This window comes from Mesorhizobium sp. BR1-1-3 (genome assembly GCF_020165455.1).
GTDB lineage: Bacteria > Pseudomonadota > Alphaproteobacteria > Rhizobiales > Rhizobiaceae > Mesorhizobium > Mesorhizobium ciceri.
In genome coordinates this window covers 110,326-135,057 of sequence record NZ_JAIUIC010000008.1, presented here as the reverse complement: position 1 = coordinate 135,057, position 24,732 = coordinate 110,326, and the positions used below count along the sequence as shown (strand labels likewise).

Annotated in this window: 21 protein-coding genes; 9 read left to right on the top strand and 12 right to left on the bottom strand. The window is 64.1% G+C overall.

Annotation, left to right across the window (positions count from 1 at the left end):
• Window positions 1-4: 4 nt before the first annotated feature.
• On the top strand, window positions 5-1,003 hold the full coding sequence (locus LB559_RS19260; RefSeq protein ID WP_127369149.1) for an ABC transporter ATP-binding protein: 999 nt from the start codon (window positions 5-7) through the stop codon (window positions 1,001-1,003).
• Window positions 1,004-1,168: 165 nt separating this feature from the next.
• Here LB559_RS19260 and LB559_RS19255 read toward each other — a convergent pair whose 3' ends face one another.
• The 5 genes from LB559_RS19255 to LB559_RS19235 all read right to left on the bottom strand — a co-directional run bounded on the left by LB559_RS19255 (window position 1,169) and on the right by LB559_RS19235 (window position 7,624).
• A complete protein-coding gene (locus LB559_RS19255; protein WP_013528568.1) occupies window positions 1,169-2,014 on the bottom strand; it encodes a fumarylacetoacetate hydrolase family protein in 846 nt (281 codons plus the stop codon).
• Between the two features lie 219 nt (window positions 2,015-2,233).
• A complete protein-coding gene (locus tag LB559_RS19250; RefSeq protein WP_224674744.1) occupies window positions 2,234-2,965 on the bottom strand; it encodes an SDR family oxidoreductase in 732 nt (243 codons plus the stop codon).
• Between the two features lie 186 nt (window positions 2,966-3,151).
• Window positions 3,152-5,524 carry an aldehyde dehydrogenase family protein gene (locus LB559_RS19245; RefSeq protein ID WP_224620770.1) on the bottom strand — a complete coding sequence of 791 codons (2,373 nt, stop codon included), beginning with the start codon at window positions 5,522-5,524 and terminating at the stop codon, window positions 3,152-3,154.
• Window positions 5,525-5,594: 70 nt separating this feature from the next.
• A complete protein-coding gene (deoC, locus tag LB559_RS19240) occupies window positions 5,595-6,644 on the bottom strand; it encodes a deoxyribose-phosphate aldolase (protein ID WP_224674743.1) in 1,050 nt (349 codons plus the stop codon).
• Between the two features lie 152 nt (window positions 6,645-6,796).
• Complete coding sequence (locus tag LB559_RS19235) at window positions 6,797-7,624, bottom strand: ferredoxin--NADP reductase (protein ID WP_224674742.1); 828 nt, start codon at window positions 7,622-7,624, stop codon at window positions 6,797-6,799.
• A gap of 221 nt (window positions 7,625-7,845) precedes the next feature.
• On the opposite strand from LB559_RS19235, the gene LB559_RS19230 reads away from it, so the two are divergent.
• The 4 genes from LB559_RS19230 (at window position 7,846) to LB559_RS19215 (ending at window position 13,859) form a co-directional block, all read left to right on the top strand.
• Complete coding sequence (locus LB559_RS19230) at window positions 7,846-9,930, top strand: hydantoinase/oxoprolinase family protein (RefSeq protein WP_224674741.1); 2,085 nt, start codon at window positions 7,846-7,848, stop codon at window positions 9,928-9,930.
• 1 nt (window position 9,931) lies between these two features.
• A complete protein-coding gene (locus LB559_RS19225; protein ID WP_224674740.1) occupies window positions 9,932-11,674 on the top strand; it encodes a hydantoinase B/oxoprolinase family protein in 1,743 nt (580 codons plus the stop codon).
• 123 nt (window positions 11,675-11,797) lie between these two features.
• Complete coding sequence (locus tag LB559_RS19220; protein WP_224674739.1) at window positions 11,798-12,574, top strand: ABC transporter substrate-binding protein; 777 nt, start codon at window positions 11,798-11,800, stop codon at window positions 12,572-12,574.
• A 154-nt stretch (window positions 12,575-12,728) separates the two neighbouring features.
• Window positions 12,729-13,859, top strand: coding sequence for an aminomethyltransferase family protein (locus LB559_RS19215; protein ID WP_224674738.1), 1,131 nt, complete (start codon window positions 12,729-12,731; stop codon window positions 13,857-13,859).
• Window positions 13,860-14,041: 182 nt separating this feature from the next.
• Here LB559_RS19215 and LB559_RS33045 read toward each other — a convergent pair whose 3' ends face one another.
• Window positions 14,042-14,314 carry a hypothetical protein gene (locus tag LB559_RS33045; protein WP_318014176.1) on the bottom strand — a complete coding sequence of 91 codons (273 nt, stop codon included), beginning with the start codon at window positions 14,312-14,314 and terminating at the stop codon, window positions 14,042-14,044.
• A gap of 10 nt (window positions 14,315-14,324) precedes the next feature.
• Between LB559_RS33045 and LB559_RS33040 the strand changes: the two genes are divergently transcribed.
• Window positions 14,325-14,639, top strand: coding sequence for a Fic family protein (locus tag LB559_RS33040; RefSeq protein ID WP_318014175.1), 315 nt, complete (start codon window positions 14,325-14,327; stop codon window positions 14,637-14,639).
• Between the two features lie 78 nt (window positions 14,640-14,717).
• Here the strand turns inward: LB559_RS33040 and LB559_RS19200 are convergent, their stop codons facing one another.
• The 6 genes from LB559_RS19200 to LB559_RS19175 all read right to left on the bottom strand — a co-directional run bounded on the left by LB559_RS19200 (window position 14,718) and on the right by LB559_RS19175 (window position 21,827).
• Window positions 14,718-15,374, bottom strand: coding sequence for a methionine ABC transporter permease (locus LB559_RS19200; RefSeq protein WP_013528559.1), 657 nt, complete (start codon window positions 15,372-15,374; stop codon window positions 14,718-14,720).
• Window positions 15,355-16,452: a methionine ABC transporter ATP-binding protein gene (locus LB559_RS19195; RefSeq protein ID WP_224674736.1), complete on the bottom strand. Its 1,098-nt coding sequence runs from the start codon at window positions 16,450-16,452 to the stop codon at window positions 15,355-15,357. Before LB559_RS19195 ends, LB559_RS19200 begins: the two co-directional genes overlap by 20 nt.
• Before the next feature lie 91 nt (window positions 16,453-16,543).
• Window positions 16,544-17,398, bottom strand: a complete 855-nt coding sequence (locus LB559_RS19190; protein ID WP_013528557.1) for a MetQ/NlpA family lipoprotein — start codon at window positions 17,396-17,398, stop codon at window positions 16,544-16,546.
• Window positions 17,399-17,642: 244 nt separating this feature from the next.
• Window positions 17,643-19,130 (bottom strand): aldehyde dehydrogenase, encoded by a 1,488-nt coding sequence (locus LB559_RS19185; RefSeq protein WP_224674735.1) that lies wholly within the window; start codon window positions 19,128-19,130, stop codon window positions 17,643-17,645.
• Window positions 19,127-20,329: a cytochrome P450 gene (locus tag LB559_RS19180; protein WP_224674734.1), complete on the bottom strand. Its 1,203-nt coding sequence runs from the start codon at window positions 20,327-20,329 to the stop codon at window positions 19,127-19,129. Before LB559_RS19180 ends, LB559_RS19185 begins: the two co-directional genes overlap by 4 nt.
• 49 nt (window positions 20,330-20,378) lie before the next feature.
• On the bottom strand, window positions 20,379-21,827 hold the full coding sequence (locus tag LB559_RS19175; protein WP_224674733.1) for an APC family permease: 1,449 nt from the start codon (window positions 21,825-21,827) through the stop codon (window positions 20,379-20,381).
• A 172-nt stretch (window positions 21,828-21,999) separates the two neighbouring features.
• Between LB559_RS19175 and LB559_RS19170 the strand changes: the two genes are divergently transcribed.
• Genes LB559_RS19170 through LB559_RS19160 form a run of 3 tightly spaced genes read left to right on the top strand, consistent with a single transcriptional unit; the run spans window position 22,000 to window position 24,715 of the window.
• Window positions 22,000-22,770, top strand: a complete 771-nt coding sequence (locus tag LB559_RS19170) for an IclR family transcriptional regulator (protein WP_224674732.1) — start codon at window positions 22,000-22,002, stop codon at window positions 22,768-22,770.
• Window positions 22,770-24,050 carry a Tm-1-like ATP-binding domain-containing protein gene (locus LB559_RS19165; RefSeq protein WP_224674731.1) on the top strand — a complete coding sequence of 427 codons (1,281 nt, stop codon included), beginning with the start codon at window positions 22,770-22,772 and terminating at the stop codon, window positions 24,048-24,050. Before LB559_RS19170 ends, LB559_RS19165 begins: the two co-directional genes overlap by 1 nt.
• The gene (locus LB559_RS19160) at window positions 24,047-24,715 is read left to right on the top strand and encodes an HAD family hydrolase (RefSeq protein WP_024502132.1); all 669 of its coding nucleotides are present in this window, start codon (window positions 24,047-24,049) and stop codon (window positions 24,713-24,715) included. The genes LB559_RS19165 and LB559_RS19160 overlap by 4 nt, the downstream gene beginning before the upstream one ends.
• Window positions 24,716-24,732: the final 17 nt, after the last annotated feature.

The following is a 24,732-nucleotide window of genomic DNA, read 5'->3' as shown; positions in this document are numbered from 1 at the left end:
AGCCGTGGGCTCGCTGAACATCGAGAACGTGAAGAAGGCCTTTGGGCCGGTCGAGGTGCTGAAGGGCATCAACCTCGAGGTGAACGACGGCGAGTTCGTCGTTTTCGTCGGGCCGTCCGGCTGCGGCAAGTCGACCCTGCTCAGGGTCATCGCCGGACTGGAGGACTCGACTTCGGGCCGCGTCGTCATCGACGGCGCGGACGTCTCGGCCACGCCGCCGGCCAAGCGCGGCATCGCCATGGTGTTCCAGACCTATGCGCTCTATCCGCATCTGACGGTGAAGAACAATATGGGCCTCGGCCTCAAGCAGGCCGGCACGCCGGCGGCCGAGATCGAGCGCCGCATCGGCATCGCCTCGTCGATGCTGTCGCTGGAGCCCTATCTCGAAAGGCGGCCGGCCGAACTCTCCGGCGGCCAGCGTCAGCGCGTCGCCATCGGCCGCGCCGTGGTGCGCGAGCCGAAGCTGTTTCTGTTCGACGAGCCGCTGTCGAACCTCGATGCCGCGCTGCGTGTCAACACGCGGCTCGAGATCGCGCAATTGCACCGCCGGCTGAAGGCGACGATGATCTACGTCACCCACGACCAGGTCGAGGCGATGACCCTGGCCGACAAGATCGTGGTGCTCAACGCAGGGAAAATCGAGCAGATCGGTGGCCCGATGGAGCTCTACAATTCGCCGGCAAATGAGTTCGTCGCCGGCTTCATCGGCTCACCGAAGATGAATTTCGTCGACGGCGCCCGTCTCGGCGAAACCGCCAAGACAATCGGCGTGCGGCCGGAACATCTGACCGTCGATCCGAAATCCGGCTCCTGGAAGGGAACGGTGGTGCACGCCGAGCATCTCGGCGCCGACACCAACCTCTATCTCGACTGCGAGAAAGCCGGGCTGATCACCGTGCGGATTTTTGGTGTTTATGATGCCGAGCCGGGTGCCACGCTGTATGCGACGCCGGATCCGGCGAAGACCTATCGGTTTGGTACGGATGGGAAGGTGCTGAAGTAGATACGCCGGCGCTGGCCCTCACCCAGCCTCCGTTTCGCTCGGCTGACCTCTCCCCGAGGGGAGAGGAGATTGCCAGCGCCGACGCCAGTCTCTTCTCCCCAGCGGGGAGAAGGTGGCCGCGAAGCGGCCGGATGAGGGGGCAGCGCTGACCCCGAAATATACTGCCTAAACGTCCGCCTTGAACGTCTGCTTCTGCTGCCCCAGGCCTTCAATGCCCAGTTCAACCACATCGCCGGCCTTCAAGAACACCGGCGGCTTCATGCCCAGCCCGACGCCGGGCGGCGTGCCGGTGGAGATGATGTCGCCGGGGTGCAGCGACATGAACTGGCTGAGATAGGACACCAGATATTTGACGCCATAGACCATGGTCTTGGTCGAGCCGTTCTGCATCGTCTTGCCGTTGACGGTCAGCCACATTTTGAGGTTCTGCGGGTCGGCCACTTCGTCTTTGGTCACCAGCCATGGGCCGGTCGGGCCGAATGTGTCGCAGCTCTTGCCCTTGGTCCACTGGCCCTGCCGCTCGGCCTGGAAGGCGCGTTCGGAGACGTCGTGGGCAACGCTATAACCGGCGACATAGTCGAGCGCATCGGCCTCGCTGACATATTTGGCGGTTTTGCCGATGATCACGGCCAGCTCGACTTCCCAGTCGGTCTTCTCCGAGCCGCGCGGGATCAGCACGTCGTCATCCGGCCCGACAATGGCCGAGCTCGCCTTCATGAAGATGATCGGCTCCGGCGGCACGGTGGCGCCGGTCTCGGCGGCGTGGTCGGAATAGTTCAGGCCGATACAGATGAACTTGCCCGTGCCGGCAACGCAGGCGCCGAGGCGCGGGCTGCCGGAAACCGCCGGCAGCGACTTCGGATCTAGCTTGGCGAGTGCTGCCAGCGATGCCGGATCGAGTGCCTTGCCGCCGATATCGGTGACGTGAGCGGAGAGATCACGGATCGTTCCATCCGCATCGAGCAGGCCGGGACGTTCGCTTCCCACCTCGCCATAGCGCAGCAGTTTCATCTAAATCCTTCTCCTGATTGCGGCCTCGTGGCCTTTTGCAAACTTTCCGCCAAGGCGATTGCTCCTTCAAGGAACCGGCGGACCGTACCCATCGACCTGACTACGGACAAGCGCGATCGCCATACAAGATAGCCGGCGCGCGGGATTTTCAGACTGTTCGATCCCCTGTTGAACGCCGGCAACGGGCCAGATCGTCCGGCCCACGCAAGATTTCCGCAGTCAGATCGACCAGCCGCCGTCGATATTGTAGGCCTGCCCGGACGTGTACGTGGCGCCGGCCAGGTAGACGGCCAGATCGGCGATTTCCTCCGGCGTGCCGAGCCGGCCCATCGGCTGGCGGGCGATGAAGGCGGCGCGGGCGGCATCATAGTCGCCTTGCGCGTGCATGCGGTCCTGCAGCGACGGGCTCTCGACCGTGCCGGGGCAGATGGCGTTGCAGCGTATGCCCTTGCCGACATAGTCGGCGGCTATCGCCTTGGTCAGGCCGATGACCGCGGCCTTGGTCAGGCCATAGACGAAGCGGTTGGGCACGCCCTTGGTGGAACTGGCCAGCGAGGCCATGTTGATGATCGATCCGTCGCCGCGTTCCAGCATGCCGGGCAGCACGGCCCGGCTGGTGCGGATCATGGCGCGGACATTGAGGTTCAGCGCGAAATCGAGGTCGCCGTCCTTCATCTCCAGGATCGAGCCCGAATGGACGAAACCGGCGCAATTGAACAGCACGTCGACGACACCGATCTTGGCAAAGGCGGCGTTGACGGCTTCGTCGTTGAGCACGTCCAGCTTGCGGGTCTTGATCCCTGGCGTCTTGGCGAGTTCCGCCAGCAGCGTCTCGTTGATGTCGGTGGCGTAGACGATGGCGCCGGCTTTTGCGAAGGCCAGTGCGCTCGCCTTGCCGATCCCTTGCGCCGCTGCCGTGACGACAACGACCTTGCCTGCCAGATCCGCCATGCTGTTCTCCTCGTCCGCTGGGATAGTCCGGGTCTACCTGCGGCTGGCCAAGGCGTCATGTGCCAGTCACGCGTGATCGTGCAGCCTGCGCCGTTGACCGTTCACTGATAAAGATGTTTTTTCTCGTTAAAGAACATCTGTCCGGGCGTCAAGCCCGAACACGATCTGAACAGTACCGGCAGGCCATCAATCGCCGTAAGGCACCCAGACATTCTTGACCTCGACGGCGCGGCGCAGGAAGGCGTCGCCGGCGGCTTGGTCGGATGCCCAGTCGATGCCGCGGCCATTGCCGCTCCAGACGCGCTTGAGGTTGCCGATGGACTCGGCTTCCGCCTTGGCGCAGGTCTCGGCATCGGCGAACACCCAAAGCCCGTCGACATCGTCATGCTTGGCCAGCACGCCGGCGAGTTCGGCGCTGCGACCGGTGACGATGTTGATGGCGCCTGAGGGAATGTCGGAATATTCGATGACCTGGTAGAGATCGGTCGCCAGCAGCGGGTAGCGCTCCGACGGCACTGCGACCACGGTGTTGCCCATCGCGAGTGCGGGTGCAATCAGCGAGATCAGGCCGAGCAGCGGCGAGGCATCCGGCGCGACGATGCCGACGACGCCGACCGGCTCGTGCAGCGCCAATGTCACGGCACGCGCGGGCGGTTGGTGCACGCGGCCCTCGAATTTGTCAGCCAGACCGGCATAGAGGAACAGGCGCTCGATGGATTGTTCTACCTCTTCCCGCGCGGCCTTGGGCGTAGCGCCGGTCAATTCGGTGAGACGGGCGGCGAACTCGCCGGCGCGGCCGGAAAGGTTCTCGGCCAGATAATAGAGCACCTGGGACCTGTTATAGGCGGTCGCCTCCGGCCAGGCCTTGGCACCGCGGGCGGCGGAGACGGCATCGCGGATATCCTTGCGGCTACCGAGCCCAACTTCGCCGGCAAGCTTGCCCTTGGCGGTGGCGATGGCGAGCGAATAATTGCCGTCCGGCCGTACCTGCTTGCCGCCGATGAACAGCTTTGCCGTGCGGTCGATTGCCGCGCCATCGGCCTGCTCGACCGGTTGCGCCGACATCGTCGCCGGCTTGATGACCGGGCCGAGCGGCAATTTTGCCGTGAGATATTCGAACATGCCCTCGCGCCCGCCCTCACGACCGAAACCACTCTCGCGGTAGCCGCCGAAGCCACAGGCGGCGTCGAACATGTTGGTGCCGTTGACCCAGACCACGCCGGCCTTCAATTGCGGCGCGACGTGCAGGGCAAGGTTGACATTCTCGCTCCACACCGAGGCGGCGAGGCCATAGCGCGTGTTGTTGGCGAGCTCGATCGCTTCCTCGGTGTTGCGGAAGGTCATGGTCGCCAGAACAGGGCCGAACACCTCTTCTTGCGCCAATATGTTAGCCGGCGAAACACCTGTGGCGAGCGTCGGCAGATGGTAGTAGCCGGAGGACGGCAGTGCGGCATCCGGCTGCCAGCAGACGGCGCCCTGTCTGGCGCCTTCGGCAACCAGGCCCTTGACGCGGTCAAGCTGGGTCAGATCGACCAGCGGGCCGATATCGGTGTTCTTGTCGAGCGGGCTGCCGACGCGCAGCCGGCTCATCCGCGTCTTGACCTTGGCGATCAGGGCGTCGGCTATGCCTTCCTGCACCAGGAGCCGCGAACCGGCGCAGCAGACCTGGCCCTGGTTGAACCAGATGCCGTCGACCAGGCCTTCGACGGCGCTGTCGAGATCGGCATCCTCGAAGACGATGAAAGCCGACTTGCCGCCGAGTTCCAGCGACAGTTTCTTGCCCGAGCCGGCGGTGGCTTTCCGGATGATCTTGCCGACTTCGGAAGAGCCGGTAAAGGCGATCTTCTGGACGCCGGGATGGTTGACGATGGCGACGCCGGCCTCAGGGCCACCCTGGACGATGTTGACGACGCCCTTCGGCACGCCGGCACGCTCGCAAATCTCGGCGAACAGGATAGCGGTCAGCGGCGTGAACTCGGCCGGCTTCAGCACCACGGTGCAGCCGGCGGCGAGCGCCGGCGCGATCTTCCAGGCCAGCATCAGCAGCGGAAAGTTCCACGGGATGATCTGGCCGACGACGCCGACACCCCTATGGCCGGGGAAATCCCTGTCCAGCGCCTGCGCCCAGCCGGCATGGTGGATGAAATGGCGGATCGCCAGCGGCACGTCGATATCGCGGCTTTCGCGGATCGGCTTGCCGTTGTCGATGGTCTCAAGCACCGCGAACAGGCGCTGATGCCGCTGCATGGCGCGGCCGATGGCATAGAGCACCTTGGCACGCTGATAGCCTGAGGCTGCCGACCACTTCGGCAGCGCCTTGGCGGCGGCCGCAACCGCCGCGTCGATATCGGCGGCATTGGCGTCCGAGACCTCGGCCAGCAGCTTGCCGGAAGACGGCTCGCTGGTCTCGAAGGTCTTGCCGCCGGCAGCGGCTTTCCAGTCGCCGCCGATGAACAGCGCCTTGCCGAAATCGCGCGCGGCAAGCCAGGCGTCGGCCTCGTTGCGGGCCTCCGGTGCCGGGCCGTATTCCATGGCGTGATAGCGATCGAGAATGTTCATCAGGTGCCTCCTTCACCCTCCCGCCTGGGAGGGTCGATCGGCAAAAGCCGATCGGGGTGGGGGTAAAGGCTTACGCCATCGCGTGGCGATGATTGGCCGAATAATGTCCGGTCAGATGGTGCTCGAGCTGGCGCTCGATGTCGGTCAAGAGGCTCGACGCGCCGAAGCGGAACAGGTCCGGCTCCAGCCATGGCCGGCCGAGCTCTTCCTTCATCAGCACCAGCCAGTCGAGCGAGGCCTTGGCCGTGGAAATGCCGCCGGCCGGCTTGAAGCCGATGAGATAGCCGGTTTCCTCGAAATAGGCCCTGATGGCACGCACCATGGCGAGGCCGACGGGCAGCGTCGCGTTGACGCTTTCCTTGCCGGTCGAGGTCTTGATGAAATCGGCGCCCGCCATCATCGCCACCATCGAGGCCAGCATGACATTGCGCAGCGTGGCGAGGTCGCCGGTGCCGAGGATGACCTTCAGATGCGCATCACCGCAGGCGGCGCGCATCGAGACGATCTCATTGTAAAGCTCCCGCCACTTGGCGCCGAACACCAGGCCGCGCGGGATGACGACGTCGATCTCGTCGGCGCCGTCACGGACCGAGGCCTCGATCTCCTGCAGACGGGTCGACAGCGGCGCCAGGCCATGCGGAAAGGCGGTGGAGACGGCGGCGACATGGATGCCAGTGCCGCGCACCGCATCGACGGCGGTGGCAACGAAGGGGTGGTAGACGCAGACGGCGGCCGGGCGGATGGTTTCACCTGATATGCCGAGGCCCTCGACAATGTCGCGGCGGAACGGATTGATCGCCTTGGCGCAAAGCCGGCGCACGCGCTCCTCGGTGTCGTTTGAATTCAGCGTCGTCAAATCCATGCAGGCGACGGCGCGCAGCAGCCAGGCGGCCTGGTTGTCGGCCTTGATAGAGCGCCGCTTGGTCAGGCTGGCGACGCGCCGTTCCAGCGCCGAGCGATTGACGCTGCGCACCGATTCCATGAAGCCAAGGTCGAGCTTCATGCCAGGGTTGCGCGCAATGCGATGATCGTGCGGGACGGCTGTATTGGCGGCGGCACGCGCCGGCAGCGGCGTCACCTTGGACGGGCCGACATCGGCTTCGCGGATTGTGCTGCTCATCTCCTGCCCTTTCATTCAGCGACGTATGCCGAAGATAGCCCGTGAAGCCGTACTTCACGAGTCCTGCGGGCGGTCATAACCGAAAAAGGCGGTGAAAGCAGCAGTTTTTGACCGTGCGGTCAAAAACGTAGACTTCGAGATGTTGGTGCGGCTCAGCCGACGAAGGCGCGCTCGACGACAAAAGTCGCCGGATGGCTCAGCGAGCCTTCCTCGAAGCCGAGGCTTTCGGCCAGTTCCTTGACGTCCTTCAGCATATGCATCGAGCCGCAGATCATGATCCGATCGGTTTCCGGGTTGAGCTTGTCGATGCCGAGATCGCTGTAGAACTTGCCGGAGCCGATCAGCGCGGTGATGCGGCCCATGCGTGCCGATTCCTCGCGGGTCGTCGAATTGTAGAGCGTGACGCGCCCAGTGGTCAGTCCACCGATCAGCGGGTCGCTTTCAAGTGCTGCGACCAGCTCCTGGCCGTAGGTGAGTTCCGCATTGTCGCGGCAGGTATGGGTCAGGATCAGTTGATCGAATTTTTCGTAGGTGTCGGGGTCGCGCAGCAGGCTGGCGAAGGGCGCGATGCCGGTGCCGGTCGAGATCATGAACAGCCGCTTGGCCGGCGTCAATGCGTCGACCACCAGCGTGCCCGTCGACTTCTGGCGCATGATGACGGTGTCGCCGACCTGGATCTTCTGCAGCTCCGAAGTCAGCGGGCCGTCCGGCACCTTGATCGAGAAGAATTCCAGCTCTTCGTCCCAGGCCGGGCTCGCCACCGAATAGGCGCGGTACACCGGCTTCTCCGCATTGGGCAGGCCGATCATGACGAACTCGCCGGAGCGGAAGCGCAGCGACTGCGGACGGGTGATGCGGAACGAGAACAGCCGGTCGGTGTAGTGCTTCACCGAGACCACGGTTTCGGCATAGACATTGGCCGGAATCGGGAACTGCAGCGGTCGGGCGCCGACGGTGTTGAGAGCGGATGTGGTGTTCATCAAATCCAACCTTCTGGCCCAGCTCACGGACGCGGGCGCCAAACCTTCACCTGCGCGCCCGGACCATTCAGGTCCCGGCGTGCTGTTCGCACACTCCAAAGCGGCAAGCTCTTGTGTCCGGAATTTATTAGTATACAAACGATATTTGCGTCAAGATGCTCCCTTAAAACAGCTTTCCAAACTGACGCATATCCGTAGTCCGCGCATTTCGGGTTTCGACGATGGAAGAGAATATTTCGGCGCAAGCGCGCGAGTCCCGGGGAAATGTCGTTGCCGGTATCGATGTCGGCGGCACCTTCACCGACCTGCTCCTGATCGACGGAAGCGATGGCGGCAGGGTGTATCTGGCCAAGACGCCGACTACGGTCGACAACCAGGCCTTCGGTGTCGTTTCGGCGCTCGGCGCCACCGGATTTCCGATCGACGGCATCGACCTCATCGTGCATGGCACGACCACCACCACCAATGCGGTGCTCGAACGCCGGCTGGCGAAAACCGGCATGATCACCACGCGCGGTTTTCGCGACGTGATCGAGCTTGGCCGGCGCACGCGGCCGCAGGCCTATGGCATGACCGGCAGCTTCGTGCCGATCATCCCGCGCAATCTCAGGCTCGAAGTGTCGGAGCGCGTCGAGGCGTCGGGTGCGATACGCACACCGCTCGACGAGGCCGAAATGCGCGAGGCGGTGCAGACGCTGATCGCGGCCGGTTGCGAATCCCTCGTCATCCATTTCCTGCATTCCTACGCCAATCCGGCGCACGAGCGGCGCGCCACCGAAATTGCCGGCGAGCTCTGGCCGAACGGCTACATCACGGCAGGCCATGCGCTGCTGTCGGAGGCGCGCGAGTTCGAGCGCGGCGTCACCGCTTCGGTCAACGCCTCGGTGCAGCCGATCCTCGAGCGCTATGTCGAGCGGCTGCGCAAGGAACTGGCTGCAAAAGGCTATGCCCGCGACTTCCTGATCATGAACGGCAATGGCGGCATGATCTCGGCCCGCTTCGTCACACGTGAATCGGCCAAGACTGTCATGTCCGGTCCGGCCTCGGGCGTCATCGCCGCCGCCTACACCGGAAAACGTGCCGGCTTCGAAAACCTCGTCACCTACGACATGGGCGGCACCTCGACCGACGTGGCGCTGATCCGCAATGCCGAGCCGGCTGTCTCGAACGAGATCGAGATCGAATATGCCATGCCGATCCATGTGCCGATGGTGGCGGTGCACACGGTCGGCGCCGGCGGCGGCTCGATCGCCCGCGTCGACGCGGCCGGCCTGATCCAGATCGGCCCGGAAAGTGCGGGCGCCAATCCCGGCCCGATCTGCTACGGGCGCGGCGGCCTCGAGCCGACCATCACCGACGCCAATCTGGTGCTCGGCCGGCTGGCGCCGAAGAAGCTGCTGGCAGTCGAAAACCCGGTCACATCAGAGCGCGTCACCGGCATCTTCGAGGAGAAAATCGGCAAGCCGACCGGCCTTTCCGGCGTCGAGGCGGCGGGCGCGGTGCTGCGGCTCGGCAACATGAAGATGGCCGGCGCCATCCGCATGGTCTCGGTGTCACGCGGTCATGACCCCCGCGATTTCGCGCTGTTCGCCTTCGGCGGCGCCGGGCCGCTGCATGCGACTGCCCTGGCGCGCGAACTCGGCCTGCCCAAGGTGTTGGTGCCGGCGCGTCCAGGCATCACCAACGCGCTCGGCTGCGTCGTTGCCGACCTGCGCCACGACTTCGTCAACACCATCAACCAGCCGGTGTCGGTACTCGACGAAACGCATCTTTACGCAGTATTGGAACGGCACCGAAACGAAGGCAAGGAGCTGATCGGCAAGGAAGCGGTAAAGCCGGAGACGATCCGCGTCACCCACTCCGCCGACATGCAGTTCGTCGGCCAGACCCACATCATCAACGTGGCGCTGCCGTCCTCCTCGGTGACCCGGGCAACGCTGCAGCAGCTTTTCGAAAAGGCCTATTTCGCCCGCTTCAAGGTCGAGCTGCCGGAAATCCGAGCCAATCTCGTCAATCTCAATACATCGGTCACCGGCGTGCGTCTGGCGATCGATCTGTCGCGCCTGATCGATCCGGCGGGGCGCGCAGCAACGCTCGACGAGGCGCGGCGCGAAATCCGGCCGGTCTGGTATGCCGGCCGTTGGCACGACACGCCCGTATATGCGCGCGAAAAGCTGCCGCTCGATGCTATCATCGAAGGCCCGGCGATCCTCGAACAGATGGACGCCACCACCGTGCTCGAACCCGGCGACCGCGCACGCAGCGACGCTGACGGCAACATCATCATCGACATTGGCGAGGCCTGATATGGCAAAGCTCGACGCCATCACCCTTTCGGTCCTCCAGGCGGCCCTGCAGCAGGTCTGCGACGAGATGGACCTTACGTTCTCTCGCGCCGCCTTCTCGCCTGTCATCGCCGAGGCCAATGACCGTTCCGACGGCATCTATTCGGCTGTCGACGGTTCGCTGATCGCGCAAGGCAGCCAGGGCCTGCCGGTGTTCGTCGGCGTCATGCAATATTCGACCAGGACGGTGATCGAGATGATCGCCGACGGCCGTTGCCTGGCGCCGGAACCAGGCGACATCTACGTCGTCAACGACCCCTATCTCGGCGGCACCCATCTGATGGATGTGCGCTTCGCCATGCCGGTCTACCGGGACGGCAAGATTTTCTGCTGGCTATCCAACACCGGCCATTGGCCCGACATTGGCGGCTCGGTGCCGGGCGGATTTTCAGCCTCGGCGACTGCCGTGGAGCAGGAAGGGCTGCGACTGCCGCCCGTAAAACTGTTCAAGAAGGGCGTGCTCGACCCGGAAATCTACGCCATCATCTGCTCCAACATCCGCGTCGCCGACCAGCGCATCGGCGATATCAGGGCCCAGGCCGCCGCACTGCTGATCGGTCAGGATCGGCTGAATGGAATCCTGGATCGTTACGGGGATGAAACGGTTGTAGAGGCGATCGCCGAACTGCGCCGCCGCGCGGCCGAACAGATGCGCGCCAACATCTCAGCCATTCCCGACGGCACCTACCATTCCAAGGCGTTTGTCGATTCCGATGGGGTGGTCAACGAGCCGCTGATCATCGCGCTCGCCGTCGAAAAACAGGGCGACACGCTGACCTTCGATTTCACCGGTTCGTCAAAGCCCTGCGCCGGGCCGATGAACAGCGTGCTGGCGACGACCCTATCCTCGGTCTATCTCGCCATGCGCCACATTTTCCCGGATGTACCGATCAGCGCCGGCGCGTTGGAACCCCTGATCGTCAAACGGCCGGAAGGCACGTTCCTCGACGCCAAATATCCGCGGCCCGTCTCGGGCTGCGCCGCCGAGGTGTCGCAGCGCATCGCCGAGGCGGTATTCGCGGCGATGGTGCAGGCATTGCCGGACAAGGTGACCGCCGCACCCGCCGGTTCCAGCGGCAATTTCGCACTCGGCGGCAACGACCCGGCGCGCAGCCGCGACTACGTCATGTACCAGATCTCCGGCGGCGGTTATGGCGGCAATTCAGGCCATGACGGCCTGACCAATGGCTGCTCGACCATCGGCATCTCCAAGTCGCCGCCGGTCGAGATCATGGAACAGGCATTCCCGGTGCTCTACCGCCACTACGCCTTGCGTGAAGGCTCCGGCGGCGCCGGCAAGCATCGCGGCGGTTTCGGACTCGCCTATGAGGTGGAAATCCTGCGCGGCGACGCCCGCGCTTCCTTCGTCATGGACCATGGCCGGTTCGGCCCGCAGGGCGCGCTTGGCGGCAAGGACGGCGCCGTCAACACGGTGACCGTCTTCCGCAACGGCGAGGAACACGTGCCGCCGCATTTGTCCAAGGAACAGGACATTGCGCTCAAGGCCGGCGACCGTGTGCGCGTCGGCACGCCGGGCGGCGGCGGCTACGGCGATCCGCTGCAGCGCGATGCCGATCTTGTGCTGCGCGACGTGGCGCTGGGGTACTACACATCAGAGGAAGCCACCGAAAAGTTTGGCGTTGTCCTCTCGGCCGGGGAGTTGGCCATCGACCGGACGGCCACCGACAAGCAGCGCGTCGGCTAACACATCACCGATCGATCGACTGGTCTGCTCGCCGCGCCGCGATCGCCGCAGCGCATGTCGTTTCCGTCTCCGCCGCGCGCCTGGAAGACCGTAGACTTCCCGCTTTCAACGGGGATCTCGAACATGCGTCTTTTCGGTCGTTTCGTGCTTGCCGCTTCCGTCGCCCTCACCCTTGCCACGGGTGCCGCCTCCGCCCAGGATAAAAAACTCAGGATCGGCACCGAAGGCGCTTATCCGCCCTTCAACTACGCCAGTGCTGACGGCACGCTGGGCGGCTTCGACATCGATCTCGGCAATGCGCTGTGCGCCGAGATGAAGTCCGAATGTGAGTTCAGCGTGCAGGATTTCGATGGTTCCATACCGGCGCTGCAGGCCGGCAAGTTCGACGCCATCATCAACATCACTATCACGCCGGAGCGAGCCGAGAAGGTCGAGTTCACCCACAAATACTACCAGACGCCGCCGGCCATCGCCGTGCCCAAGGATTCGACCATATCAGGCACCTCGCCGGACGACCTGAAAGGCAAGGCGCTCGGGGTGCAGACCGCGACTATCCACCAGAAATTCGCCGACCAGAAATATGAAGGCTCGACGGTCAAGGCCTATCCGACGGGCGACGATGCCCGCACCGACATGGCCAATGGCCGCCTCGACGCGATGATGGACGGCTCGATCATCTTGACCGAGTGGCTGAAGAAGCCAGACGGCGCCTGCTGCAAGCTGCTCGGCACGCTGACCGCCGATCCGGCCATACACGGCCCCGGCGTCGGCATCGCCCTGCAAAAGGGCAACAAGGAACTGGCCGACAAGCTCAATGCGGCCATCGACGCGCTGCGCGCCAATGGCAAGTACAAGGAAATCAACGACAAGTACTTCTCGTTCGACGTCTACGGCAGCTGAGACCGTTTGGAAACTCTACTCTGGCGGCCATCTGAAGGCGTTTTCTGCGCTTCCGGTGCTCACGGACCTGAATGTCCGCTGCGCTCCGGTTCTCGAAACCACCATCATATGACTCGCCAGAGCGAATTTCGAAACGGTCTCTGGATCGCAATTCATGATGGAGACTTCCTTGGCTGAGCGGCGTTCCCCTTTCTACAGCAGCATCGTCGGGCTGGGCGCGACCATGGGTCGTGTCGGGGGCGATTTCATCTCCGCTAAAACCTATTCCGGCATTGCCGACGAGCATCTGAACACCCGCAAAAATGTCGGCGTGCAGGATCTCAGCACCATGGGCAAGATGGACATCAAGGGGCCGGATGCCGAGGCGCTGGTCAACCATGTCATCGTCAATAATGCCGCTGCCATGAAACCGGGCCAGGTCCGCTATTCCACGGTGTGCCGCGAGGATGGCGGCATCATGGACGACCTCACCGTGTTTCGGTTGGGTCCGGAGCACTTCATGCTGGTAACCGGCTCGGTCAACCGCCTGAAGATGCTGCCCTGGCTGTTGCATCACGCGCAGAGTCGCAAAGCCTATGTCACCGACATAACCGCAGCCATCGCCTTCCCGACCATCCAGGGTCCGCGCTCGCGCGAACTGTTGAAGGCGATGATCTCGGATGCCGATCTGGACGGGCTGAAACGCTGGTCGTTCACGTCAGGCCACATCAACGGCACGCGGGTGCTGATCTCGCGCACCGGGGTCACCGGCGAGCTCGGCTTCGAGCTGTTCGTGCCGGCCGACGAGGCCGCTTCAGTCTGGGACGCGCTGATGCGGACCGGCCGGGACTTTGGCCTGAAACCCTATGGCGTGCTGGCAATGTTCACGCTCGGGTTGGAAAAAGCCTATCCGGCACACGGCATCGACATGGATGAGAGCCGCACGCCGTTCCATGTCGGCCTCGACCGCTGGATCAAGTTCGACAAGGGCGATTTCGTCGGCCGGCAAGCTTTGCTCAAGGTCCGCGACAAGGGCCTCGACGAGCAATGGGTCGGCCTGATCCTCGACGGCGACACGCCGGCCGCCACCGATGCCAGGGTCCTGGCCGATGGCGAGGACGCCGGCATCGTCACCTACAGCGATCACGGCTATTCCCTGGGCAAGGTGCTGGCCACGGCGCACCTGCGGCTGCCTTTCACCGCGATTGGCACCGAACTCAGCATAGACATCGATGGCAAGCCGAGCCGGGCGGTCGTGGCGCCGATACCGTTCTTCGATCCCGAGGGGGGGAGGTTGCGCGGCTAAGTGGGCTTACCCTGGAAATCATTTTGGTCTCTCCTCAATGGTTATGATATTGTCTCGAAATGAAGTCTCCTAGCTCAAGAGCCAGCCGTTCAGCCAAGACCGGCCAGTTCGTACTGACCAGCGAGCGCGGCGAGAAAATCAGCGCTGTGGAAGGCATGACGTTATCGCCTCGCATGGCGAAATTACTCGCCCAAGGCGTACGACACGGACTGTCCGGTGATGAGCGGCGTTCGCTCATCAAGGAAGAAATCCGTAAGAAGAAATAGACTTTGGTCTACGCCGCTGAGTTCGATCCGCTGTGCTACCCCGGCACGACGGTGCTTATTAACCTGTTGGACATCCGCGACCAGGCTGAGTTTGATGAAGTCGAGCTCGCGCTGTTCCTGACTCGCGCTGACGAGCCATTTCCGGCAGGCGAACTCGACTACCGTCACTATCTCGGCCTGCACCGGCACCTGTTCCAGGATGTGTGGCTGGGCCGGTCAGCCGCGCACCATCCGCATCGGCAAGGCCGGCAATTGGTTCTGCTATCCCGAACACATCGCCACCGAGATGGCGTGGGTCTTTCGCGAACTCGGCAATCCCGACCGCTTAGCTCATCTCGACGGCACCAGCTTTGCGAAGCATCTGGCGCACATCGTCGCGGAGATCAACGCCGTGCATCCGTTTCGCGAAGGCAACGGCCGAACCCAGCTCACCTTCCTTGCGATGCTCGCCGAGCACGCGGGCCTGACATTCAATGACGACATCCTTGAACGGATCGCGTCATTCAAGCCATGATCGACAGTTTCAGCGGTTCAGAAGCGTCATTGCAAGCACTGATAGAAGACATCATCGCCTAGTTCGTCGGCCTAACAATCACCCCCGTCTATCCAGCCTCGCCACCAACCAATCCCCCACCCATTGGATGCCGCAGACCAGGATGATCAGCACGATGACCACTGCGATCATCACCGACGTCTCAAAACGCTGGTAGCCGTAGCGGATGGCGAGGTCGCCGAGGCCGCCGGCGCCGATCGCGCCGGCCATGGCTGACGCACCGATCAGCGTCACCAGCGTCACCGTGAAGCCGGCGACGATGCCGGGCAGGGCTTCTGGCACCAGCACCTCGCGGATGATCGTCCAGCGGTTGCCGCCCATGGCGCGCGCCGCCTCGATCAGCCCGCGATCGACTTCGCGCAGCGACACTTCGGCGATGCGCGCATAGTAGGGCGTGGCGGCGATCGACAGCGGCACGATGGCTGCCCATGTGCCGATCGAGGTGCCGACGATCAGCCGCGTCACCGGGATCAGCGCCACCAGAAGGATGATGAAGGGCACCGAGCGGAAGCCGTTGATGATGGCGCCGAGCGCCCGGTTCACCCAAAGGCTTTCGGCAATGCCGCCGCGTTCGGTAGCAATCAGCGCCAGGCCGAGCGGCAGGCCGAAGACCAGCGAGATGAGGCCGGAGGCGGCCGTCATCAGCACCGTCTCCCAGATCGAACGCAGCAGAAGTTCAAACAGGATTGGCGACATGGCCAAGCACCTCCACCCGCGCCTGGCGGGCCTTCAGGAATGTGATGATGTCAGCAAGATGATTTGCATCGCTGCCGGGAACCGAAAGGAACAGCGTGCCGACCGGCTGCTGCTGGATATGGTCGATGCCGCCATGGACGAGGCGGAAGGCGCCTGGAACAGCCGTGGCAAGGTCGGACAGCAATGGCCTGCTTGCCGCTTCGCCGGCCACATCCACGCGCAGGATCGTCTCCGGGCCGGCCGCCGGCAGCAGCCGGGCCGCCAGTTCGGCTGGCAGCTGCGGCCGGATGGCGCCGAGCAGGCTTTTGGTGATGTCTGATTGTGGGTCGGCAAACACCGACCAGACCGGCCCTTGCTCGACGATGCGTCCGGCGTCGATCACCGCCACGCGGTCGGCGATGGAACGGATCACCTCCATCTCATGGGTGATCAAAAGGATGGTCAGGCCAAGCTGCCGGTTGATGTCCTTGAGCAGTGCGAGGATGGAGCGCGTCGTCTCCGGATCGAGCGCCGAGGTGGCTTCGTCCGACAGGAGCAGCGCCGGGCGCGCGGCAAGCGCCCTGGCGATGCCGACCCGTTGCTTCTGGCCGCCCGACAGCGACGCCGGATAGGCCTTGGCTTTCTCCGACAGGCCGACAAGATCGAGCAGTTCGGCGGCGCGCTTCAGCCTCTCGGCTTTCGGCCGGCCCTCGATCTTCAGCGGCAGCGCCACATTGTCCTCGACGGTCTTGGCCGACAGCAGGTTGAAATGCTGGAAGATCATGCCGATGCGCCGCCGCAGCGGCTGCAGGTCGCGCTCGCCGAGCCGGCTGATCTCGCGGCCCTCGATGAACACCTCGCCGGAGTCAGGCCGTTCGAGCCCGTTCAGGCAGCGGATCAGCGTCGATTTGCCGGCGCCGCTGCGGCCGATGATACCGAGGATCTCGCCCTTGCGCACGGTCAGCGAAATGCCGTCGAGCGCCGCCGTCACACCGAAATGGCGCTTCAGGTCGACAAGGCGCACGACATCCTGAGATGCGTCGGGCCGGGTCTGGGTCGGATCGGCGGTCTCCCCGGATGCCGTGATATGCTGGTTCATGAATATTCCTGTTCCCGAAAACGCAATCGCGGCCCGCGCCTGAGCGCGGCCCGCTGTTGCTCTCGAACCGGGCTTCCGGCCGAGGACCGGATCAATAGGCGCTGAGGCCGGTGCCCTTGTAGACCTTGTCGAACTCGGCCTTCACCGCCTCGTTCTGATAGGAAGCCACCAGCGTCTTCACCCAGGCCTCGTTCTCGTTACCGGTCTTCACCGCGATGAAGTTGCGGTAGGGATTGTCGGCGATAGGCTCCTGCGCGATGCGGTTTTCCGGCGACAGGCCGCTTTTCAGCGCCCAGTCGGTGTTGACTACGGCCGCATCGAGATCCTCGACCGAGCGGCCGACGATACCGGCGTCAAGTTCCTTGATCACCACCTTCTTCGCGTTCTCGGCGATGTCGGCGGTGGTGGCCAGAATGCCGGTGCCATCCCTGAGCTTGATCACGCCCTCGTTCTGCAGCACGCGCAGCGCCCGGCCTTCATTGGATGGGTCGTTGGGCACGCCAATGACCGCGCCCTCGGGCAGGTCGGCAACCTTGCTGAACTTCTTAGAGTAGAGGCCGATCGGCCAGACGCCGGTATAGCCGACACGGACGATGTGGTAGCCTTGCGTCTTGATCTGGTTGTCGAGATAGGGCTGGTGCTGGAAGGCGTTGGCGTCGATCTCGCCGCGCTCCAGCGCTTCGTTGGGCTGGGTGTAGTCGTTGAATACCACCGTCTCGATGGCAAGGCCCTTTTCGGCGGCTTGCGCGACGACGACGCGCCAGACGTCCTCGTCCTCGCCGCTGATGATGCCGACCTTGATCGCCTTCTTGTCCTCGGCAAACGACGCATGCGGTGCAATCAGGCTGCCGATCGCGACGACTGAGGCGAACAGCAGAGCAAGGCCACTGCGCCGGTTGACGGTTGACCCGGGGGAAGATGGCAAAGTGTTCTTGAAGTCAGTCATGATTGATCTCTGCGGTTGTGAAGTCATGGCAGCGAGGCGGATTGCCTAGCCTTGGTCGCATCCTCAGAAATTCTATCAAATTTATCAAAGAACGCGTTTCGCCATTCTCGCCAAAGCCGGGAATATTCTCTCAAAATTTTCAAAAGCGTGAGCAAAAGCCGCTGCTTGGCCGGCCGCAGCGGATCGCGGCGCGATCTTGCGCGCGTCTGGAGGTCGTCAGATTCTCAGAGAGCTCAGCGTGCCGTCAAAGCGCGATCCAGGCCGCCTTCAGTTCCAAATATTTCTCCAGCGCGTGCAGCGACTTGTCGCGGCCGAAGCCGGACTGCTTGACGCCGCCGAGCGGCACGGTGATGTCGGCGCCGCCATAGGTGTTGACGTGGACGACGCCGGCATTGATGGCGCGCACCATGCGATGCGCGGTGGAGAGATTGGCGGTCCACACCGCGGAGGCAAGCCCGTAGATGGTCGAATTGGCAAGCCGAACCGCCTCCTCCTCGGTCTCGAAGCGCATGACGCCGAGCACCGGCCCGAACACCTCCTCGCGCGCCAACTGCATGTCCTGCATGACATTCTCGAAGATCGTTGGCGCCATGTAGCTGCCACCGGTCTCGGTCAGCATCCGCTGGCCGCCGGTGACGAGACGGGCACCTTCTTCCGTGGCCCTGGCGACGAAACCGAGGTTCTTGTCCAGCTGTTCGGCGCTCGATACCGCGCCGACATCGCTGGTGAGATCAAGCGGATCGCCGACTTTGAGCCGCATGGTTGCCGAGAGCAGTTCGTCCATGAAGCGGTCATAGACCGCTGACTGGACGAGAAGCCGCGAGCCGGCGACGCAGACCTGGCCGGAATTGCGGAAGATGCCATTGGCCGAGACGACCGCTGTCTGTTTCAGGTCCGGGGCGTCGGCAAAGACGATGTTCGGCGACTTGCCGCCGAGTTCGAGGAAGACGCGCTTCAGATTGGAGCGAGCGGAATATTCGAGCAGCCGCCGGCCGACCGGGCCGGAACCGGTGAAGGCGATGGCGTCGACATCCATATGCAGACCGAGCGCCTCGCCGGTGACCGCGCCAAGCCCGGTGACGACGTTGAGCACACCGGCGGGCAAGCCGGCCTCGCTTGCCAGTTCGGCCAGCCGCAGCAGCGTCAGCGAGGCGATCTCCGGCGGCTTCACCACCACGCAATTGCCGGCGGCAAGTGCAGGCGCGATCTTCCAGGCACCGATCATCAGCGGGAAATTCCACGGCACGATGACGCCGACGACGCCGAGCGGCTCCTTGTGGATCAGTCCGAGCACATTCTCGGCCGTCGGCGCGATCTCGCCATAGACCTTGTCGATGGCCTCGGCATAGTAGCGGATGGTGCCTGCCGCCGACAGCGGTTCTGCCTTGTAGGCCATGCCGATCTCGGTGCCGTTGTCGCGCACACCGAGCACGGCGAGCTCATCGGCGTGTTTCTCGACCAGCTCGGCGAATTTCGTCAGCACCTTCTTGCGAAAGGCGGGTGCGGCGCGCGACCACGAGCCCTTCTCGAACGCCTTGCGCGCCGACTTCACGGCGCGGTCGATGTCGGCGGCGTTGCCGTCGGCGATGCTGGCGAAAGGTCGGCCGTCGATCGGCGACGTCACCGGCAGGCTTGCGCCGCTTGTTGCCTCGACCTGCACGCCATCGATGAACAGGCCCTGCGCGCCGATCTCCGTCTTGCGCAGCGTTTCGATGGCATTCTGACTGATCATTGGTGACGGACTCCAAGGGAAACATGCAATGTGGTTGGCGCGCGGAATTCCCAGCCGCGAAACACCGGTTCCTTGCCCGGCACAAGGCTGAGATCGGGGAAGCGTTGGAGCAACAGCCTCACCGCAAGGCACATCTGCTCGCGTGCGAAGAACCGGCCCGAACAGAAATGATGGCCGAAGCCGAAGGCGGCATGGTTGCCTTCGTTGCGGTTGATGTCGAAGCGGTCGGGATCGGCAAAGCGACTCTCGTCGCGGCTTGCCGAAGCGACGAGGGCGGCGACGGCAGCGCCGGCCGGGATCGTCACGCCGCCAAGCTCGACTGCCCGCGTCGTCTGCCGCGTCTGCGTGCCGATCGGCGCCACCCAGCGCAGGCCCTCGTCGACCGCCCTCGGCACGAAAGTCTCGGGATCGGCGAGCACCTGCCGCAATTGCTCGGGATGGGCCAGCAGGCCGGCGAGGATCGAGCCGGCGCCATGTCCGGGCTCCTGCATGCCGCCAAGCAGGATGACCTTGATGCTGGGCATCAGAAAGTCGATCGGCCGCGTCGTGCCCTCCGGCATGCCGTCATGCAGCATGTGCGACAGCGCCGAGTCATCTGGCTGGCGCGCAAGTCTTTCCAGCGTCGGCAGGATGGCGTCGCCGACCTCGGCACTGATTGCGTCGGCGATCTCCTGCCGTTTCGGATCGTTCTCGAAATTGATGGCGCCCTGGGCAAGGCCGTAGAACCAGCGGCGCAGCGTCGGCATATCGATGCCGGCAAGGCCGAGCGAGCGCGCCAGGCTGAGCGTCGACACCGGCTCGAAATAATCGGCCATCAGCTCGGCGGAGCCCTGGTTGGCGATCCGGTCCAGAAAAGGTTCGGCAATCGACCGCACGAGGTCGCCGGCATAGGCGGCGACGGTGCGCGGCCGGTATTTCGGGTCGACGCCTTGGCGCAGTTGCTTGTGCGTCTCGCCATCGGTGGTCAGGATGGTCGGCTTGCCGAAGGAACGCTCAACTGGTGACGAGCCGACGACGGCGGAGAAGATCTCGGGCGACTTGGCGACGCTCTCGACATCCTTCCAGCGGGTGACGAACCAAAGATTGACCGCCGGCACGAAAGCGACCGGCGCACTGCGCCTGAGCTCTGCATAGATCGGGTAGGGATCGGCTTCCAATGCCTCGACGGTGATATTTTCGGCAAAGCTCAAATCCGCCACTCCCCTTGTGGTGTAAGGGGCGGCGTGGCATGCCGCCCCTTTGCTTTTCTCAATCTTTCAGCGGCTGGCCGAGGTTTTTGAACGCGACCGGATCGCGGCTCTTCAGCGCGCTGGCCAGCAGCAGGCCGACGATCGCGGCGATCAGCACCAGCCCCGGCAGGAACACGCCAAGGAAACCGCCGGCTCCCGACAGGCTGCCGAAATTGATGACGATCAAATAGATGATGATGACGAAGGCGATGAAGGTCAGCCCGGGCAGGATGGTGGTCTTCAGCGCATTCTCGTGGGCCGCCGGGTTGGCGCGGAAGAACATCACCACGGCAAGCGATGCCACCGCCATCATCGCGATGACGCCGAGCGTCGCGACATTGGTCAGCCACGAAAACAGCGCCAGCACCGGATCGAGGCCGAGCACGGCGAACAGGCCGACAACGACCGCGGCGAGCACGCTCTGGATGACGGAAGCGACGTGTGGGCTCTGGTGCACCGGATGCGTCACGCCGATCATCTGCGGCAACAGCTTCTCGCGGCCCGAGACGTAGATATAGCGCGCAACCGCATTGTGGAACGCCAGCACGCCGGCAAACAGGCTCGACACGAACAGGATGCTCATCGCCTGCGAAAGCATCGTGCCGGCGTAGCGGTCGGACAGGCCGAACAGGAAGGTCGTCGGATCCTGCAATCCCTGCAGCGTCGGCAGCAATTTGTCGACACCGGCGCCGACCGCCATCAGCCATGCCGTGAGCATGTAGAAGACGCCGATCAGCACGACCGAGAAATAGGTGGCGCGCGGAATGGTGACCTTTGGGTCGCGGGCTTCCTCGGCATAGATCGTCGTCGCCTCGAAACCGATGAAGGCGGCGAAGCAGAACAGGATGGCGATGGCCGGCGAGCCGCTGACGATCTGGCTCCAGCTGAATGGCGCCGCCGACAGGCCGCTATCGCCGCCGGTCTTGAGGATGGCGATATCGAGGATCAGCACCACAAGATATTCGCACAGCACCAGCACCGTCAGGATCTTGGCGGAGAGGTCGACCTGCCGATAGCCGAGCACGGCGACCAGCGCGATGGCGATGAAGCTCCACACCCACCAGGGCAGGTTGATGCCCCAGCCGGCGAACAGGCCGGCGGTTGCGGCGCCCAGCAGGCCCATGACGCCGATCTGCATGGCGTTGTAGGACAGGATGGCGATCAGCGCCGTGGCGCCGCCGGCCATGCTGCCGAGGCCGCGTGCGGCATAGGCATAGAAGGCGCCGGCATTGCCGACATGGCGTGACATGGCGACATAGCCGACCGCGAACAAAAGCAGCAGCACGGTCACGATGAGATAGGTGCCGGCAAAGCCGGCGCCATTGCCCATCAGCATGCCAAGCGGCGTGCCGCCGGCGACTGCCGTGAGTGGGGCGGCCGCAGAAATCACCATGAAGGTGATGGCGCCGACGCCAAGACTGTTCTTGCGCAGCCTGTTGGCCGGCGCCTGTTCCGAGACTGCTGTCATTGATCCCTCCTGTTTGCAAACCCTTGAGTTCGCCGGCCGAATGGCCTGTCCCATGCACTCTGGTGGTTGGTTCATTATTTGAACCGTTATTTTGAATATAGACTTGCAAACAATGCTGATGCCTGTCAAGTTAATTCACACGTTAAATGATTGTCCGAACCGGGAGGCAAATTTGAGTACGGTCGGAAAAGCGATCTCGCTTCTGGAGCTGTTCAACGTCGACGAGCCCGAGCTCGGCCTGTCCGATCTGGCGCGCCGCTCGGGCTTCGACAAGGCGACGACAAGGCGGCTGCTGGTAGCGCTGGCCAGCCGTGGTTTCGTCGAGCAGGATGCGGGTACGCGGCACTATCGCCTCGGCGCCGGCCTGTCGCGGCTGGCGCGCATCCGCGAGGCGCGCTTTCCCTTCCTGCAGACGGCCGTTCCGCTGGTGCGGGACCTGGCCGCATCGACGGCCGAGACCGTGCATTTGTCGGAATTCGGCGTCGACAGGCTGGTCACCGTCCACGTCGAGCATCCAGCATGGGCAAACCGGGTCAACATCGACATCGGTCAGTTGCTGCCTTTGCATTCGACCGCGTCGGGCATCGCCTATCTGGCCTTCGCCCGCGACGAGACCGTCAGGGCGTGCCTGACGGGTTCGCTCGATGCCTTCACGGCTCATACGCTGATCGAGCCGGCCGCCATCTCAAGATCCATGGGCGAGGCGCGCGAGCGCGGCTATTCGATCTGCGACCAGGGTTATGAGGAAGGTGTGATCAGCGTCGCGGCGGCAATCCGCGGGGCGGATGGCTTTGCGCTCGGCACCATCGCGGTGGCCGCGCCGAAGGCCAGAACCACGGCAGCCGCGATCGCGGAACGGGGACTTGCGGTGATGGAAGCGGCACGGGAAATTTCGATGCGCCTCAACGGCGAGAACCTGCAAACCCTGAGGAGGCAGGCCTGATGCCCTCGGAGACTGCGCCCCGCATCCTGGTCATCGGCACGGGCGACACAAAGGCCGAAGAGCTGTTGTTCATGAAACAGTGCATTGAGCAGTCGGGCGGCAGCGCCGTGATGATGGATGTCAGCGTGCTGGGCGACCCGCCCTACAGCCCGGACCACGATAAGCACGCCGTGGCGCGGGCGGTGGATGTGACGATCGCCGAGATCGTTTTGAGCGGTGATGAGAACACCGCCATGACGCTGATGGCCGGCGGCGCCGTCCAACTGGTGCGCAAGCTCCATCAAAACGGCGAGATCGACGCCTTCATCGCCATCGGCGGTTCGATGGGGACAGATCTGGCGCTCGACGTGGCGCTTTGCCTGCCGCTCGGCGTGCCGAAATTCGTCGTCTCGACCATCGCCTATTCGCACCTCATCCCACCCGAGCGCGTCGCGCCCGACCTGATGATGATCCTCTGGGCGGGCGGGCTGTACGGCCTCAACTCGATCTGCAGGCTGGTCCTGTCACAGGCCTGTGGTGCGGTCGTCGGCGCGGCCAGGATCGTGCTGGAGACTCGCATGTCGGCTCCGGCAATCGGGCCGACCATCGGCATGACCTCGCTCGGCAGCAGCTGCCTGCGCTACATGAAGACCCTGAAGCCGGCGCTGGAACAGCGCGGCTATGACGTTGCCGTCTTCCACACCACCGGAATGGGCGGCCGTGCCTTCGAATCGATTGCCGGTCAGGACCATTTTTGCGCGGTGTTCGACTTCAGCCTGCAGGAGATCACCAACCATCTCGCGGGCTCAGTCGTCAGTTCCGGCGCCGACCGGCTGGAGAATGCCGGTGCCCGCGGCATTCCGCAGATCGCAGCACCCGGCGCGGTCGACATGGTCGACCTGCCGACCTGGCAGGATTTGCCGGCTAAATTCTCGAAGCGGCCGTTTCACGCCCATAACAGGCTGATCGCTTCGATCACCGTCGATGCCGACGATCGCCGCCAGGTCGCCAGGACCATCGCCGCCAAGCTCGGTGCCGCCAGAGGCCGCTCCGCCTTCGTCCTGCCGTCCCAAGGCATCCAGGAATGGGACGTGGAGGGCGAGCCGCTCTATGAGCCGGAAGCCCTGGCCGCCTTCACTGACGAAATTCGCAAGGTCATTCCCGCCGGCGTCGAGTTCCACGAGATCGACGCTCACATCAACAGCGACGACTTCGTCGGCAAGGCGCTCGAGATCTTCGACCGCTGGGTCGAGGAAGGCATCGTCCCGCGTGGCAAGCCGGCCAAGGGAGTGGCGGCGTGAGTGCTGTTCCCGCCCAGGCGCTTGTCCTCGATTTCGGCGGCGTCGTCACCCGCACGCTGTTCGAGACCCACGCCTTGACCGAACAGGCGCTCGGCCTCGCGCCGGGGACGCTGCAATGGCGCGGGCCGTTCGATCCGGGCAGCGATCCGCTGTGGCGCGCCATGCAGGCCGACGAGATCAGCGAGCGTGACTATTGGCGCACACGCACAAGCGAGGTCGGCCGTCTGGTGGGCGAGGACTGGCAGGCGATGGAGACCTTCGTCCGGCGCGCGCGAGGGGCCGAGCCGGAAAAGGTGGTGCGGCCGGAGGCTGACAGCACCATTCGCACGGTGCATGCCGCCGGTTTCCGACTGGCCATCCTGTCCAATGAACTCGACCTGTTCTACGGCGCCGACTTCCGCCAGCGGCTGCCGTTGCTCGGCCTGTTCGATGTGATCATCGACGCCACTTACACCGGCATCCTCAAGCCCGATCCGCGCGCCTATGCCTTCGTCACCGAGGCGCTCGGCGTGCCGGCCGGCGCTTGCGTCTTCGTCGACGACCAGCGGCGCAATGTCGATGGCGGCTGTGCTGCCGGCATGCGCACGGTGCATTTCGACGTCGCCCGCCCGGCTCATTCCTATGCCGAGGCCCTCGGCCATTTCGACCTCGTCCCAGTTGCCTGAGATTTTTGCGGAGTCCA

What these genes read in the sequence shown, in the direction of transcription:
- LB559_RS19200 (WP_013528559.1), bottom strand. Translation starts at nt 15,374, where the DNA reads ATGTCGCCAATCCTGTTTGAACTTCTGCTGCGTTCGATCTGGGAGACG.
- LB559_RS19235 (WP_224674742.1), bottom strand. Translation starts at nt 7,624, where the DNA reads ATGAACACCACATCCGCTCTCAACACCGTCGGCGCCCGACCGCTGCAG.
- LB559_RS33040 (WP_318014175.1), top strand. Translation starts at nt 14,325, where the DNA reads ATGTGTGGCTGGGCCGGTCAGCCGCGCACCATCCGCATCGGCAAGGCC.
- LB559_RS19230 (WP_224674741.1), top strand. Translation starts at nt 7,846, where the DNA reads ATGGAAGAGAATATTTCGGCGCAAGCGCGCGAGTCCCGGGGAAATGTC.
- LB559_RS19185 (WP_224674735.1), bottom strand. Translation starts at nt 19,130, where the DNA reads ATGATCAGTCAGAATGCCATCGAAACGCTGCGCAAGACGGAGATCGGC.
- LB559_RS19255 (WP_013528568.1), bottom strand. Translation starts at nt 2,014, where the DNA reads ATGAAACTGCTGCGCTATGGCGAGGTGGGAAGCGAACGTCCCGGCCTG.
- LB559_RS19215 (WP_224674738.1), top strand. Translation starts at nt 12,729, where the DNA reads ATGATGGAGACTTCCTTGGCTGAGCGGCGTTCCCCTTTCTACAGCAGC.
- LB559_RS19195 (WP_224674736.1), bottom strand. Translation starts at nt 16,452, where the DNA reads ATGAACCAGCATATCACGGCATCCGGGGAGACCGCCGATCCGACCCAG.
- LB559_RS19245 (WP_224620770.1), bottom strand. Translation starts at nt 5,524, where the DNA reads ATGAACATTCTCGATCGCTATCACGCCATGGAATACGGCCCGGCACCG.
- LB559_RS19225 (WP_224674740.1), top strand. Translation starts at nt 9,932, where the DNA reads ATGGCAAAGCTCGACGCCATCACCCTTTCGGTCCTCCAGGCGGCCCTG.
- LB559_RS19175 (WP_224674733.1), bottom strand. Translation starts at nt 21,827, where the DNA reads ATGACAGCAGTCTCGGAACAGGCGCCGGCCAACAGGCTGCGCAAGAAC.
- LB559_RS19165 (WP_224674731.1), top strand. Translation starts at nt 22,770, where the DNA reads ATGCCCTCGGAGACTGCGCCCCGCATCCTGGTCATCGGCACGGGCGAC.
- LB559_RS19220 (WP_224674739.1), top strand. Translation starts at nt 11,798, where the DNA reads ATGCGTCTTTTCGGTCGTTTCGTGCTTGCCGCTTCCGTCGCCCTCACC.
- deoC (WP_224674743.1), bottom strand. Translation starts at nt 6,644, where the DNA reads ATGAGCAGCACAATCCGCGAAGCCGATGTCGGCCCGTCCAAGGTGACG.
- LB559_RS19190 (WP_013528557.1), bottom strand. Translation starts at nt 17,398, where the DNA reads ATGACTGACTTCAAGAACACTTTGCCATCTTCCCCCGGGTCAACCGTC.
- LB559_RS19250 (WP_224674744.1), bottom strand. Translation starts at nt 2,965, where the DNA reads ATGGCGGATCTGGCAGGCAAGGTCGTTGTCGTCACGGCAGCGGCGCAA.